The 14,634-nt window shown below is 44.6% G+C and carries 18 protein-coding genes; 1 reads left to right on the top strand and 17 read right to left on the bottom strand.

All coding sequences use genetic code 11. The features are described 5' to 3' along the window. Window positions 1-123 precede the first annotated feature (123 nt). The 14 genes from ACTQ53_RS03545 to ACTQ53_RS03480 all read right to left on the bottom strand — a co-directional run bounded on the left by ACTQ53_RS03545 (window position 124) and on the right by ACTQ53_RS03480 (window position 8,886). On the bottom strand, window positions 124-399 hold the full coding sequence (locus ACTQ53_RS03545) for a hypothetical protein (RefSeq protein WP_441932042.1): 276 nt from the start codon (window positions 397-399) through the stop codon (window positions 124-126). 204 nt (window positions 400-603) lie between these two features. After that, a complete protein-coding gene (locus ACTQ53_RS03540) occupies window positions 604-975 on the bottom strand; it encodes a hypothetical protein (protein WP_441932041.1) in 372 nt (123 codons plus the stop codon). Between the two features lie 3 nt (window positions 976-978). Next, window positions 979-1,389: a hypothetical protein gene (locus tag ACTQ53_RS03535; RefSeq protein ID WP_441932039.1), complete on the bottom strand. Its 411-nt coding sequence runs from the start codon at window positions 1,387-1,389 to the stop codon at window positions 979-981. A gap of 24 nt (window positions 1,390-1,413) precedes the next feature. Continuing rightward, on the bottom strand, window positions 1,414-1,539 hold the full coding sequence (locus ACTQ53_RS03530) for a hypothetical protein (protein WP_441932038.1): 126 nt from the start codon (window positions 1,537-1,539) through the stop codon (window positions 1,414-1,416). After that, entirely contained in the window at window positions 1,536-1,823 is a 288-nt protein-coding gene (locus ACTQ53_RS03525; protein WP_441932037.1) for a hypothetical protein, read from the bottom strand. Before ACTQ53_RS03525 ends, ACTQ53_RS03530 begins: the two co-directional genes overlap by 4 nt. A 229-nt stretch (window positions 1,824-2,052) precedes the next feature. Further along, window positions 2,053-2,304, bottom strand: a complete 252-nt coding sequence (locus ACTQ53_RS03520) for a hypothetical protein (RefSeq protein WP_441932035.1) — start codon at window positions 2,302-2,304, stop codon at window positions 2,053-2,055. Between the two features lies 1 nt (window position 2,305). Beyond that, on the bottom strand, window positions 2,306-2,542 hold the full coding sequence (locus ACTQ53_RS03515) for a hypothetical protein (RefSeq protein ID WP_441932034.1): 237 nt from the start codon (window positions 2,540-2,542) through the stop codon (window positions 2,306-2,308). A gap of 82 nt (window positions 2,543-2,624) precedes the next feature. Then, window positions 2,625-2,930, bottom strand: coding sequence for a hypothetical protein (locus ACTQ53_RS03510; protein ID WP_441932032.1), 306 nt, complete (start codon window positions 2,928-2,930; stop codon window positions 2,625-2,627). A gap of 60 nt (window positions 2,931-2,990) precedes the next feature. Continuing rightward, the gene (locus tag ACTQ53_RS03505; protein WP_441932031.1) at window positions 2,991-3,737 is read right to left on the bottom strand and encodes a hypothetical protein; all 747 of its coding nucleotides are present in this window, start codon (window positions 3,735-3,737) and stop codon (window positions 2,991-2,993) included. A 1,064-nt stretch (window positions 3,738-4,801) separates the two neighbouring features. After that, entirely contained in the window at window positions 4,802-6,295 is a 1,494-nt protein-coding gene (locus tag ACTQ53_RS03500) for an oligosaccharide flippase family protein (protein WP_441932029.1), read from the bottom strand. Window positions 6,296-6,431: 136 nt separating this feature from the next. Then, entirely contained in the window at window positions 6,432-6,968 is a 537-nt protein-coding gene (locus tag ACTQ53_RS03495; protein ID WP_441932027.1) for a 30S ribosomal protein S16, read from the bottom strand. 159 nt (window positions 6,969-7,127) lie between these two features. Further along, window positions 7,128-7,598, bottom strand: coding sequence for a DUF4293 domain-containing protein (locus ACTQ53_RS03490; RefSeq protein WP_153124781.1), 471 nt, complete (start codon window positions 7,596-7,598; stop codon window positions 7,128-7,130). Window positions 7,599-7,616: 18 nt separating this feature from the next. Next, window positions 7,617-7,967: a DNA-directed RNA polymerase subunit omega gene (locus ACTQ53_RS03485; protein WP_294967565.1), complete on the bottom strand. Its 351-nt coding sequence runs from the start codon at window positions 7,965-7,967 to the stop codon at window positions 7,617-7,619. A gap of 58 nt (window positions 7,968-8,025) precedes the next feature. Then, a complete protein-coding gene (locus ACTQ53_RS03480; RefSeq protein ID WP_217759806.1) occupies window positions 8,026-8,886 on the bottom strand; it encodes an outer membrane protein assembly factor BamD in 861 nt (286 codons plus the stop codon). Between the two features lie 136 nt (window positions 8,887-9,022). Between ACTQ53_RS03480 and uvrB the strand changes: the two genes are divergently transcribed. Beyond that, complete coding sequence (gene uvrB / locus ACTQ53_RS03475) at window positions 9,023-11,143, top strand: excinuclease ABC subunit UvrB (protein ID WP_441932025.1); 2,121 nt, start codon at window positions 9,023-9,025, stop codon at window positions 11,141-11,143. Between the two features lie 376 nt (window positions 11,144-11,519). Here the strand turns inward: uvrB and ACTQ53_RS03470 are convergent, their stop codons facing one another. The 3 genes from ACTQ53_RS03470 to ACTQ53_RS03460 all read right to left on the bottom strand — a co-directional run bounded on the left by ACTQ53_RS03470 (window position 11,520) and on the right by ACTQ53_RS03460 (window position 14,503). Beyond that, the gene (locus ACTQ53_RS03470; RefSeq protein WP_294967560.1) at window positions 11,520-12,107 is read right to left on the bottom strand and encodes a YigZ family protein; all 588 of its coding nucleotides are present in this window, start codon (window positions 12,105-12,107) and stop codon (window positions 11,520-11,522) included. After that, on the bottom strand, window positions 12,107-13,441 hold the full coding sequence (locus ACTQ53_RS03465) for a DUF1015 domain-containing protein (protein WP_294967558.1): 1,335 nt from the start codon (window positions 13,439-13,441) through the stop codon (window positions 12,107-12,109). The genes ACTQ53_RS03470 and ACTQ53_RS03465 overlap by 1 nt, the downstream gene beginning before the upstream one ends. A gap of 144 nt (window positions 13,442-13,585) precedes the next feature. Continuing rightward, window positions 13,586-14,503 carry an NAD(P)-dependent oxidoreductase gene (locus tag ACTQ53_RS03460; RefSeq protein ID WP_118139440.1) on the bottom strand — a complete coding sequence of 306 codons (918 nt, stop codon included), beginning with the start codon at window positions 14,501-14,503 and terminating at the stop codon, window positions 13,586-13,588. Window positions 14,504-14,634 lie beyond the last annotated feature (131 nt).

The following is a 14,634-nucleotide window of genomic DNA, read 5'->3' as shown; positions in this document are numbered from 1 at the left end:
CTACGCAACTGCTGAGCAGCTTTCTTGTAATCAATTTCTAAGTTGTCCATAATATAAAAACTGTGTTAAACTACTTTTATTGTAGCTTGACACAGTTTAGTTTACACTCTCTCTGCTTTTTCGTTACCATGTTATCATTCGGTCGTATTGTCTATTCCACATATAAGCAATGCGTCTCTTATTTTCTTTAATGACAGCAAAACGTGCCCTTGCTTTCCATTTAGTATGCCTTCCTACTATTACATACTCAGCCCTTTCGTTATAGATAAATGAATTACCAAAGGCAGTTTCTTTCTCTTCTGTCGTTGGGTATATACGTATTTCAATACCATACCTAGCAGCCTTCTTTAGCTTGCGAGGAATGCGAACCTTGAAATATCTAAAGAATCTTCTTCTCATGCCCACCTCGCTTTCTCATTGACTTGGTGAATATTGTTAGAGTGAGATACATACTTGTATCACGGCTATGCCAAATGTAAATACGAAACCTATTGGACTGACGTATTGTTTCGAGCCTTTTGGGGAATCGAACATCATGCCATCCTTTTACCATGAAGGACTTCCACCACTTCTTGTATTTTCTAATACTAGTCATACGCCATACTATTTTAGTTCGTCAAAGTCAAGCCACTCTATCTTATCGTAGCACTCGTACAGAGCTTCAATACGATGTGTTCCGTCTCCTCTTGTGACTATCCATCCATCATCACTCATTGCTCCGTGGTGAAGAGACGTAGGTTTTACGCCACCTCCATTATATCGGAACATCACCCACTTTCGTAATGTTGGCTTCTCTTCTTTTAAGTCGTGCCACAATGATGCAGCATTCACATAAGGAACGTTTTCTGTATCGCAATCGGTAGCGCCAACCTTTTCGGTACTGAATGTTACTCCCTCTAATTCATTATAATCTACCTCATCTTCGTTGCTACAGATGTTGAGGTAAATCTTCTTTGGTAAATTCTTTACTTTCATACGCTACTTAAACTTAATTATAAAAAACTCAGTATCAAGCCATTTGTCGGGGCATAAGCCTTTCTTAGGCTTGCCGATACTGATACTCTCAATCTTCTTCTCAATCCACTGACGGTTTTTTGCGTAACCATTGAAGAATAGGACGTAAGTGTATGGTCTGAACCTGGCGGTTTTCTTTTCAAGCAACTCTTTGAGCTTTGAATTGCTTATAAGAAAATCAAACTCTGGGTGCATTGTAACCTTGCGATACTCATCACTTCCTCCGTATTTTGCTTGGATTAAGCGGTTTATCCAATAAGATTTGATAGCTCTGTATTCTTCTTTCTTTTCGCCAGCCACAATCATATCGAACCATTCCTTGCTAACAACAAGGGTCAGAATATTATTCTTGGCTTCGGACAAATACTTATCCATTACCTTTATTAGTCTGTCCATACGCTAGTACTTCTTTCCAAATTTATTTTTCCACTCTTCAAAAGGCAAGATTTCCTTGCTCTTTCCAAACACTCTCATGTGTCGCTTGTAGCTGTTGTATGCTCCAAGCTCTTCATTTACTTCTGTCATACGTCCTCCTCCTCAATCTTTTTTACGAAAAAGCTTCTCCTGCCTAACTCTATAATGAGGGAATCGGTATCAGCATAGTTTATATGCTCGTTCACATACTTCTCTACATTGCTGAACGATTTCTCATCAGGACCATCCGTGAAGGAATACTTGCGCAATTCTTCTTCTATTTGTTGAATATTACCATGAAGCAAACCATACGTATCAATATTAATCTTTCCTTCGGATTCCAGTATTTCAGCAATAAGATTTGCCTTATCAATCAAATTGAATATCTCTTCCATAATCTATAAATTTTAACGATAAACTCTTTTTCTGAACTCATTAAGCGTAGTTGGATATTTCGCTTTTGTCTTGTGATAATGCCTATAGCGGAATATCTTCGAATGCAAATCTGCGAAATTCTTACATTTACTGAAGGTGCAACAACAAGTGTAACCATTACATCTACCTGTCCAATACGTCCAGCAGCGTGCATAAATAAGACGCTCTTTTATAAAACTTCCCATAAGCCTACAACTTTTCTAATTCTTCAAGTAAGTCATTAATTTTCTTCTCTATGCTGGAGATAACCATCGCTTTCAGTCCTTCGATAACATCATCATCTAGAAGGTAACCTATGTTAAGAATACGTCCGTGTTCGCACCTCTCTTCAAGGTTAACTCTTAAATCCACATGATTGCTATTTGCAAACTGAAAAAGTTGTCTATGACTATCAAGTTTATTCTTCAACTCAATAGCTTTCTTTATATCTTCTTCTTTCATATTACTGATGTTTTATCACTTCCAAATAATTCAACTTTGCAAATCTGTATGATTTATATATTCCACCAAGCGTTTTATACACCTTAGATGTGAAACTCTGAATGCAGCCACTATAATCATCAAAACCTAAGATGATATATTTTTCTTCTACATACCCTGCCACGTATGCGCCAATGTCCTTACCTTTATAAAGAACTCGCTCACCTATATGAGCATTGAAAAATTCCTCGTTTGTCATACGCTATAATTTATCTTTTATCTCGTCCAGTTTCAATACGATTACGAAAAAGGCGATTACAATGAATACCTCGAACATAACTCTACTTATTTTTACGCTTCTCAAAGGCTTCCTGCTTCTTCTGCATCACCTTGATGATGGTGTTCTGTAACTTCTCGATCACAAACTTTGGAGTTTCCTCATAACGAATGAAGACGGGATGCACACCAATATGGTGTTTTTTATAAAACAGCGCATCATCTTCTCCTTGAAGCTTGATGTATATTCTAAAAGCAGGCAGAATCAAGTCGCTATGACCATCCTTTCCTGCATTCTTTGATACAGAGTACTTGATATTATTCTTATCAAGGAACTCCTTTACTTTCTTTAGTTTCGTTTCATTCTTCATAATTATCTATATTAATTTTCTTTCTTTCAAAGTAGGTCTCACGAATGAACACATAAGTATTTAACAGAAAAATCCGTCTGGAATCCCTCCAACATTCATGTCCTTCTGAGCGACCATTTCTTTTTGCTTTCCGTATATAAGATGTCTGAATCCATCAGATACCATCCTATCGGTAACTGTGTAAGAACATGCAAGGACAACGAATCCAAATAGACCAACCACAAAGTCAGCCTTTTTCTTTCCGGTCCTAGCCAATGTTCTCCTCGTTTCCTCCTCGTTTCTTAAATCGAAGGAATGCTTCTCAGCAATAGTGGAAGCTATCTTCCCTTCTCTTATCAACCTCTTCTTTAAATTTGAAGCGGAACCACTACACATATTGATAGCTTTCTGAAATTGTCCGAGTGTGATAGCTTTACCTCTGGCACCGACTTTTCCATCATCAGATGCTTTCAAACAACAGTCCTTATGGGCGGCTGCACAAATAGGATATACAAAAAGTTTCTCGTTTATGAGATTGTAGAGTTCTTTCATGGTGTACTCCTTCACTTCAAACTTGCATACCATGCCACCACGATACTCCTTTCCCTTTCGAGTCCATTTTGTTGTATGGTCACGGAAAGAGGAGACAACAACCTTGTTTCCTTCTACTGAAAACAAGCTGCTCTCTTTCATGTCTCGAATAAGTCTTTGAGCTTTTGGTCTTCCAATACGTAATCCTTTGCGTAATTTGTATTCTGTTACGTTCCAAATCACGGAATTGCTATGCTGCATTTTGAACCATATTGCCAGCGCAAGAAGTTCCTTCATGCTCTTGCTCGAAGAGTATGTCTTAAGGAGTTCTATGGTGACGTTTATATACTGCATAACAAAAAAATGGGGAAAGAAAAAACCGCTCTTACCGATTTAATCAATCCCCTATATTTTGATACCTATTGAAGTATGAAACTTCGTGATGTTATATCAATATAAGGTAAGAGCTTAACATTGACGAGTGCAAAATTACAACTTCATGTACAAATATCCAAGGATTTATACACTATTTAACCAACAAAACCTAAATAAATATTATAACTATCTGATTATGTGTTACTTATGAAGTGTTTCTTATTTTAAAACCTTATAAATATCAAAGAAAATTACCAAAAAATTTGTGTTATAAAAAAGTTATCATTATCTTTGCAGAAGTAAAGTAAGTGACTGCTAGTTAGACAGTAAGATATTTTTCAGTGAGACCCCAACGGAATCACTCAGTTTTAGTTTTTTTAGGAGACTCTCTGAAGAGTCATGGTTGTTATGAATACAGTCGTAAGTTTTATTACTTGCGGCTGTATTTTTTTTATAAACAACTGTCTGGACCATTTACTCGCACTCAACGGCCGAAGGGAAAGGACGTATGGTGCCTAAGAGGGTACTCAGTACTCAGTTTTCAGTTTTTTTCGCGATAGTTATCCTTTATGCAGTTATAAACTGTAAGTAATTATTTTATATTATATATTATTATATATATAATAATATATAATATACTATCTTTAGTGAGGATGGAAACAAGAGCGAAAAAAACTGAATACTGAGTACTGAGTACGTTTGCAGAAAACGGTTATTACTTTGTAATATGCTGATTTATATGACAAAACATAGTTTTCCATACAGAAAAACATAGAGATGCGCCCCATAAAACATAGAGTTAGGATTTTTAACTAAGTTTCAAATCGTAAGCTGCTGAAAATCGCTCCTTATCACATGCCAAATTTTTGTAGATACCGAAAAACTTCGTATCTTTGCACCGGCAATCGAAGGAAACGCCTTACGTGCCTTCAAACGGTTATCTATGATGACCCAGGCGGGGGATAAATGATGACAGGCGCCAGTCATCATTTTCCCTTCAGCGAACGCCTGATACGGGAGAAACTGTACAGAAGGGAAGCCGCACAGAGAAAAAGACCCAACAGCCAATAGCACCATGAATCTACCTCAGATAACCATACTACACAACCCAACAAGAACAGATTCAATACATGAACCAACAGATGCTGGACCGACGGAAAACTCAGGCGATAGGCATAATGGATGCGGCAGAAGACATAAACTCCTATCGACTCTACGGCGTAGGCTACAACAATGCCCGCTCCCAAACCGTCCAGTCCGTGAAGCAGATAGCCGATGATTTCGCAGACGATGAGCAACACCACGCAACAGCTCTCCTGCACCAGGAACACACGAGCCTCGCCCCTGGACAGCGGAATGTACTCCAGAGGCATGTAGAATGCCTTGAACAGCAAGCCAGCAGCTGCAATCTGAGTCATCCCCACCACACCCAGAAACTCCCAGTTGTAGAGCAGCGGAATGGCAATGGGCAGCAGTAGGATGATGGCGCTGATGATGGGCCCCATCAGCAGAAGATTCATCTCCAACTGACGGTTGACGATCAGATTGCGGTTTTCTGCCTCTGATGTTGCGCTTCCTTCTCCCCTTACGGCAGAAAGACGAGGATAATAATCGGTCTCCATCACCGAGAAAACCATGCCGCCATAGACCAGCACCAGGGTAATGCCTGAATTGAAAAGTCCTACCTCAGCCAGGTTGCCCTGGTGGTTGAGAAAGGCTCTGACCAGAAACTCAGCCCCGCTGCTCATCATCCCAGCCAGCACAAAGGAGAGTCCGAGACGGATCATCGGGAAAGCCTTGAGCAGCTGGATTCGGGAAAGGCACAGGCGGAAGGGATGCTCCTTTCGCGAAAACGAAAGGGCGAGGAGCCACTGAGCAAGAGCCAGCAGAAAGAGAACAGCAAGAATGCCGCTCTCGCCAAAGAAGCCGTAAACGGGTACGGAAACGAGCAGGGAAAGGAGAGACAGGGCAAATGCCTGCGCAGCCAGCGACTTCAGCTTGCCCAAACCCTTGAGGATAGCCGTTTCGCCACCGGCAAGAATCGTGAAGAAAATGGTAGGAGCCAGCAGCACGAAATGGTAGGTATGATTGCCCCAGGAAAAGGTGAAGAGATTGAGGAGAGGACCGAGAAGGGCGCAGACCAGCGCACCCAGAAGGGCAGAAAGCAGACTGAGCGTGCGGACTTGAGAAATCGCCTGCTCTACCCCATTCCGGGCTTCAGCCTCGGAAACCACCCTGACGCCACTGGTAGGAATGCCGAGATTAGTGGCGGAGGTAAGAAAACCGGAAGTTGCATTGAAAAGAGACAGCAATCCCATGCCGGATGGTCCCAGGAACATGGCGGTAAACTTATTCCTCACAATACCCACGAGCATGTTGAGTCCCTGTACGCCTCCCAGCAATCCGGTATATTTCAGTATATGAGAGTAGCTGTTCTTTTCAGCCTCCATCTCATGATTGGTTTCCTTTGTCTTTTCCATATTATCTAAACGGAATTCTCGGCGGTTTATTGCAGGTATTTGCAGGAATAAAAACAACCAAAAAAGGCCGACACCCTTTAAAAAAGAGTAATCGACCTTATACTTTTCAATCTTCAAAGAAGATTCATTCAGAAGATTAAGCCTCAGCTGGAGCCTCCTCAGAAGCCTCCTCAGCAGCCTTAGCAGCTTCTGCCTCTGCCTTAGCAGCAGCCTCAGCAGCCTTCTTCTCAGCTACCTTCTTAGCGATTGCCTCGTTCATCTTCTTCTCAGCCTCGAGCTCCTTAGCAGCAGCTTCCTTCTTAGCCTTAGCATCGCCCTCACGAACAGCAGTATTCTTAGCGTCCTTACCGTTCTTCCAAGCGTCGAAACGCTTCTGAGCCTCAGCTTCGTCGAATGCGCCCTTCTTAACGCCACCCTTGAGGTGCTTCATCAAGTAAACGCCCTCGCCCTTGAGGATGTTGCGAACTGTGTCTGTTGGCTGTGCACCTGTCTCTACCCAGTAGAGAGCGCGCTCGAAATTCAAATCTACAGTAGCAGGATTGGTGTTAGGATTGAATGTACCAATCTTCTCAGTAAATTTACCATCACGTGGTGCTCTAACGTCAGCGATTACGATGCTGTAGAAAGCATAGTTCTTACGACCGCCGCGCTGCAATCTGATCTTTGTTGCCATTTTTAAAACTTAATTTTAATTTAATTAATATATATGAGGTTTGAATTTTATGCTGCCATCTCGTGACAGCGGGTGCAAAGGTACAACTTTTATTTGGTACCCACAAATTTTATCCTATTTTTATAGGCTTTTTTAGCATTTCTTTTAAGAATCAGCCCCTTATCGGATGCGATCTGCCGCTTTTACCAGCTTTTCGTCGTCATTGACGCCCTTATAGGCCATTGCCAGAAGGATGATGCTGACGATAGGCAGGCAGGCTGCAAACTCGATGTTCACCTTGCCCTCTACCTCAGGAACCGGAATGATGCCGAAGAGAATCAGGGCATAGTCGAGAACCCAGAGCGCATTGAGCAGCATGGCATTCTTGCAGATTGACATCTGGACCTTGCGATTCTTATAAAGGAATATCGTTACCAACGATAGTATCGCTGTTACGCTGAGCAGGACAAACAACGGGATGCAGGTGGTAGAGATAGCGAGACCGCCATCACCCATCACCACTCCCAGATTGTAAATCAGACTGTCGGCACCCATTCCCTTCGGCTCAACGCTGCCTACTGGCAGGAACAGGCAGAGCGCACATACGATGACTGCCAAAAGCAGAAACAGAGTCTGTTTGCGCTGTATCATATCTTTTCTTTCCCTTTATTACAACTCATTGACTGTAGTAGCAGGACGATACTCTTTAGAAGGGTCGCGCCAGAAGATGCTGTTCTCGATAAACTCCTGAGTAGCTATCAATGTTGGCTTTGGCAACTTCTCGTAGTAGCGAGAGATTTCAATCTGCTCACGGTTCTCGAATACCTCCTCCAAAGAATCGTTGTAAGAAGCAAACTCCTGGAGCTTCTTGCTCAGGTCCTGCTTGATTTCAACCGAAATCTGGTTGGCACGCTTAGCAATGATAGCTACGCTTTCATAAATGTTTTGAGTTTCATCACAGAGGTCCATGATGTTACGAGTAACTGTGTTTACTGGTGCATTTGATTTCTTGTAATCCATAATTATAGTACTATTATTATTCTTTTTTACGATTATTACCTTATTATATATATGCGCTCTAGTTCTCGGCAAGCTTTTCGAGCGAATCCTCAGGATGAGCCTTCTCATACTCCTTGCATTTCTCGATATACTTCTCGGCAAGCGAGCGCTCCTTTGAATCAGGATATTCATTGATGAAGCCGTAGCACTCATCCTCAGCGTCCTGATAACGCTCCAGCTGCTTGCTCTCCACACTCATCTTGGCAAGTTCGTACTTGCTCTTCATTACGAGCGAAGCAAACTCCTCACGACGGTTACTGTAAGGATAGTCCTTCAGGGCATTCTGCGCTGTGACGATGCAAGCCTCATAGTTGTTGCCGCCGTTGGTGCAGTTGCCGAAGTAGGTTCCCAAATCGAAGTAGAGACGGGCGCTCTTGTATTCCTTCTCCACGAGCAAATCCTGCAGGGCATAGAGACGGCTGGTGGCCTGAGACTTGAGATGAGCATCAGGGAAGATGTCGAGATACTCCTGGAAGGCAGCGATGGCAGTCATCGTAGTGCTCTGGTCCAATCGAGGCTCCGGAGCATTCTGGAAGAGACTCTCGCCCACGTAATACTTGGCATTCTCAGCGTAGCGACCCTTCGGATAGGAAGAGAAATACTTCTTGAAGTATTCGGATGCGGTCTCGTAATCCTTCATACCGAACTCAGCCATGGCAAGCATGTAGAGACATTCCTCGCCCTCGGTAGAACCCTTCTTCATGGTAACGACTTCCTGCAGGAGAGGTACGGCACGGGAATACTTGCCCTGAGCATAACACTGCTTGGCATACTCGTACTTCAATGTATAATCACCCGATTTGGTGATCTGGTTATATTCGTTCACACAGCTGGTCATCAGCAGTGCTACGCATGTTGCGATAAGAGTCAATTTCTTCATAATTCTCATTTTGAGATGCAAAGTTACTCATAATTTACTTATTATCAAAAGAAAAAATACATTTTTTCGCAAAATATTAATCTTTATAACGATTAATGGCGATTTTTTTGTATTTTTGCACCTAAATTCAGTGATTATGGACTTTAAAATTACATCAGAATACAAACCGACGGGCGACCAGCCACAGGCTATCCGACAGCTTACCGAAGGCATAGAGCAGGGTGAGCCGGCGCAGGTACTGCTGGGCGTTACCGGTTCGGGAAAGACCTTTACGGTTGCCAATGTCATCGCAAACATCGGCAAGCCTACCCTTATCCTGAGCCACAACAAGACGCTCGCCGCACAGCTCTATCAGGAGATGAAGGGATTCTTCCCTGAGAACGCCGTAGAATACTACGTATCCTACTACGACTACTATCAGCCGGAAGCCTACCTGCCAACCACCGATACATACATCGAGAAAGACCTCGCCATCAACGACGAGATAGACAAGCTGCGACTGGGAGCCGTCTCTGCCCTACTCTCCGGAAGGAAAGACGTCATCGTAGTTTCATCCGTATCATGCATCTACGGTATGGGCGGACCTGTGGCGATGCAGGAAAACATCATCAAAATCAAGAAGGGACAGACGCTGGACCGCAACGAATTCCTGCGCAAGCTGGTGGATGCACTCTACGTAAGAAACGACATCGAACTGCAACGCGGCAACTTCCGTGTGAAGGGAGAAACCGTGGACATCTTCATGGCTTACAGCGACAACGTGCTGAGAGTAACCTGGTGGGACGATGAGATAGACAGCATCGAGGAGGTAGATTCGATGACCTATCACCGTCTGGCTTCGTTCGAAACCTACGAGATTTATCCGGCTAACCTCTTCGTAACCACGAAGGAACAGCAGGAAAGTGCCATCCGTATGATTCAAGACGATATGGTGAAGCAGGAGGAGTTCTTCAAGAGTATAGGCGACGGAATCAAGGCGCAGCGCATCAAGGAGCGTGTGGAATACGACATGGAGATGATCAAGGAGCTGGGTCACTGTTCGGGAATAGAGAACTATTCGAGATATTTCGACGGCAGAAAGGCGGGCGAACGGCCATACTGTCTGCTGGATTTCTTCCCGAAAGACTTCCTGCTGGTGGTGGACGAGAGCCACGTGAGCATTCCGCAGATTGGCGCCATGTATGGTGGCGACAGGGCGAGAAAGAAGAATCTCGTGGAATATGGTTTCCGATTGCCTGCCGCCTTCGACAACCGTCCGCTGACGTTCGAGGAGTTCCACAGTCTGATTCATCAGGCTATCTACGTCAGTGCCACCCCTGCCGATTATGAATTGAGAGAGGCTGAGGGCGTAGTGGTAGAACAGCTCATCCGTCCTACGGGCTTGCTGGATCCGGAGATTGAAGTACGTCCGAGCGAGAACCAGATAGATGACCTGCTGGATGAAATCCTGACCCGCACGCACCGCAATGAGCGAGTGCTCATCACTACGCTTACCAAGCGCATGGCAGAGGAGCTGACGGAATTCCTGCTGAACCATGACGTGAAGGCAGCATATATCCATAGTGATGTGGCTACACTTGACCGAGTAAAGATTATGAACGATTTGCGAGCTGGCGTTTATGATGTACTGGTGGGTGTGAACCTGCTCCGTGAGGGTCTCGACCTTCCGGAAGTTTCGCTTGTAGCCATCCTGGATGCTGATAAAGAGGGTTTCCTGCGCAGTCACCGTTCGTTGACGCAGACTGCGGGTCGTGCTGCAAGAAACGTGAACGGCAAGGTAATCATGTATGCAGATAATATTACAGATAGCATGCAGAAGACCATTGACGAAACCGCCCGCCGAAGAAGCATCCAGCTGCAGTACAATGCCGACCACGGCATTACGCCGAAGCAGATTCAAAAGGCGATTACATCTGCCCTGCCAACCAGCAAGGAGGAGGCAGAAAATGGATTGGGAAGTGGTTATGGAAGCGGTTCCGGAAAAGCTTCTGGAGCAGGTTCTGGTATCAATTCTGCATCATTCCGCACTATTCAGGGAGCTGATGGATCGAAACAGCGAGTTTACATCGAACCTGACAGCACCACGATGGTTGCCGACCCTATCGTCCGCAGCATGAGCAGGGAGGAATTGGAGAAGAGCATCGCCAATACCACCGCCCTGATGAAGCAGGCAGCCAAGGACCTCGACTTCATGCAAGCCGCACAATATCGCGACGAAATCATCCGATTGCAAAAGGAATTGGAAGAAAAAGGATAGGAGCTTCTGCCCTTTCAGGGCGCGTGGCGCTAATTTGCGAAGTTCTACCGAGGACGGCTAAAAGCCCCAAAGTACCTAGGTGTCTTCAAGAGCGTAAACCCGCCAGGCGTCCCGGCGGATTTGAAATCCGCCGTAAAAAAAGGTTCGACCTATATCACCGGGGGATTTGTAATCCCCCAACAAAAGGAAAAGCATACTCCTTTGCTGCGGATTGCAAATCCTCAGAGCCTAAATAGATTAGGACATTTTTTAACGCCGGATTGCAAATCCGGCGGGACGCCTGGGGGACTTACGTTCTTAAAAAACTAAAAAAGGGTGCGTTGTGGACTTATGACACACCCTCTTTCAGGGCGTGCGGGAACTCAGTGATTTTCCGTTATTCGAAGGAAAGCTTCTTCAGGCGAGTACGCAACTGCTCGGCTTCGCTCTTTCTGATGGATAACTTGATGGTACAGGTATTGTCGAAAGTCTGATCCACAATACGGGGATTCATCTCCTTGACAATCCTCATCACATCATTCATCATCGGATAAGTGAAATCGTAGATAACGATTTCCTCCACCTGCTGCGTCACTTCCTCACAATGCGCCAAAGCATCTATTGCTGCTTCACGATAAGCAACAATCAATCCACTGGTACCCAACTTCACACCTCCGAAATAGCGGATGACGACAATGAGAATATCCGTCAATTCCGCCTTCGTGATTTGTCCAAGGATAGGCTTGCCAGCCGTAGAAGATGGTTCACCATCATCATTGGCACGGAACTCGGTGCGCTCCGGACCCAGCATATAGGCATAACAACAATGTCGGGCATCGTAATATTTCTTACGGTACCCGGCAACAATCTCCTTCACCTCGTCAACGGTCGTCACGTGGTGAGCAAAGGCGAGAAACTTACTCCTTTTCTCGGTGTAATATCCCTCGCCTACTGTATCTGATATAGTCTTAAATTCGTCAATCATTAATCCAACTTGTGAATAATCAATCCGCTACGCAACTTAGGCTCAAACCAGGTAGCCTTAGGAGGCATAATCTTGCCACTGTCTGCAATGTCCATAATCTGCTGCATGGTGACTGGATGCAAGGCTAATGCCATCTTCATCTCACCACTATCTACACGACGCTTCAACTCTCCGAGACCACGAAGTCCACCCACAAAGTCAATGCGCTTGTCTGAACGCAAGTCCTTGATTCCCAGAATCTCATCAAGAATCAGACGGGAAGAAATGTCTACATCGAGCACACCGATTGGGTCCTCATCATCGTATGTTCCCGGCTTGGCAAACAGACCGTACCATTTGCCGTCCAGATAAAGGAGGAAGGAATGGAGAGCGGCTGGCTTCAGAATATCCAAACCGAACTGCTCGATAGCTGCATCAATGGCAAACTTCTCGTAGCAAGGGATTCCCTCCTCATCGCCAGATACGTTCACATTAATCGCATCAATCTCTATCACCTCGAAGTTCTTGGTCAATGCGTCGAGGAACTGCTCTGATGTCAAGCCATTCAGGTCCTTCACTACTCGGTTGTAGTCGAGGATGGTCAACTGGCTAGCCTGGAAGCAGACAGCCATGAAATAGTTGTATTCCTCCTTACCAGTATGGTTAGGATTCTGCTTAGCCTTCTCTGCGCCTACCAAAGCAGCGGCTGCCGAACGGTGATGACCGTCAGCTATATAGAGACTAGGCATCTTGGCAAATTCTGCGGTGATGGTCTCAATGTCCTTATCATCGCTGACAATCCAGAACTGGTGGCGGAAGCCATCAATCGGAGCGATGAAATCATACTCAGGTTCTGTAGCAGCATAGCGCATCAGAATCTCATTGAGTACGGAATTATCAGGGTAAGCGAAGAAGACAGGTTCGATGTTGGCATTGCAGACACGAACGTGCTTCATGCGGTCCTCTTCCTTATCACGGCGGGTGAGTTCATGCTTCTTGATGACACCCGTCATATAATCATTAACGTATGCACCCACAACAAGACCATACTGAGTCTTGCCATTCATGGTCTGTGCATAGATATAATACTGTTCTTTATCATCCTGCTTCAACCAGCCGTTCTCCTGGAACTTCCTGAAGTTCTCTGCAGCACTTTCATAGACGCGAGGATCATACTCTGATGTACCTGGTTCGAAGTTGATTTCAGGTTTAATAATATGATAAAGGCTTTTCTCGTTATCGCCAGCCTCGGCACGAGCTTCCTCTGAATCGAGGACATCGTATGGACGAGACTCAACTTGCTCAACAATACTTTTAGGAGGTCTTACTCCCTTAAAAGGTTTTATTATTGCCATAATGTTTTATTTTATAATTAATATTTGAATGTTTCTAAAGTAATATAACGCTAAGATTACAAGGAATCCCATAATTAAAAGACAAAAAGCCCATAAAGAGTACTTATACAAAGCACCCTTTATGAGCTCTCTTATATCCTAAAATTATTTGTTTACTTGATATTTTGTGCAGCCATCTGCAAAGAACGCATTGATCTGCTTAGCGGCAGCAATACCGGCATTGATGTTAGCCTCGGCAGTCTGAGCACCCATCTTCTTAGGTGTTGAGAAGTAGCGACCCTCGAACTTGGCGAAGTCTGCATCAGCATCTGGCTTGATGTCGGTAATGAACTTCAAGTCCTCACGCTCAGCGAGAAGCTTCAAGAGCTCTGGCTCATTGATTACTTCCTTGCGGGCAGTGTTGATAAGGATACCACCCTTTGGCAACTGGTTCACGGTCTTGTAATCGATGCTCTTGATGGTCTCTGGAGTAGCAGGGATATGAAGAGAAACGATGTCGCAAGTCTGGAACAACTCATCCTGAGACTTCACGGCGTGAACACCGGCAGCCTCAATGACATCAGCTGGGCAGAATGCATCGTAGGCAGCTACCTCCATACCGAAGCCCTTGGCGATGCGAGCCACGTTGCGACCCACGTTACCGAAAGCCAGGATACCCAACTTCTTGCCCTTCAACTCAGAGCCTGCCTTGCCGTTGTAGAAATTACGAACGGTGAAAACCAGCAGACCGAAAACCAACTCGGCAACGGCGTTGGAGTTCTGACCAGGAGTATTCTCAGCCACCACGTTGTGAGCAGTAGCAGCAGCCAGGTCGATATTATCATAACCGGCACCAGCACGAACAATGATCTTCAGGTTCTTGGCTGCGTCGAGCACCTCGGCATCAGCCTTGTCAGAACGGATAATCATCGCATCCACATCCTTCACAGCATCGAGAAGCTGAGCCTTCTCTGTATATTTTTCGAGCAGCACCAATTCGTTGCCTGCTCCCTCTATTTCTTTCTTAATGCCCTCGACAGCAGCTGCTGCGAATGGCTTTTCTGTTGCAACTAATACTTTCATATTGCGATTTTACTTGGAACTTTGAGCTTTGAACTTTGAACTTTATGATTTGCTTTTTCAATATTTCCAGATTATACATAGATATATAATCTTTGGAGTAATCATAAAGTTCAAAGTTCAATGTTCAATGT

Origin of the sequence: Prevotella sp. Sow4_E9_plate (genome assembly GCF_052116205.1) — a bacterium.
Taxonomy (GTDB): domain Bacteria; phylum Bacteroidota; class Bacteroidia; order Bacteroidales; family Bacteroidaceae; genus Prevotella.
The sequence above is the reverse complement of the archived record's forward strand: the minus strand, read 5'-3'. Positions and strand labels throughout refer to the sequence as shown.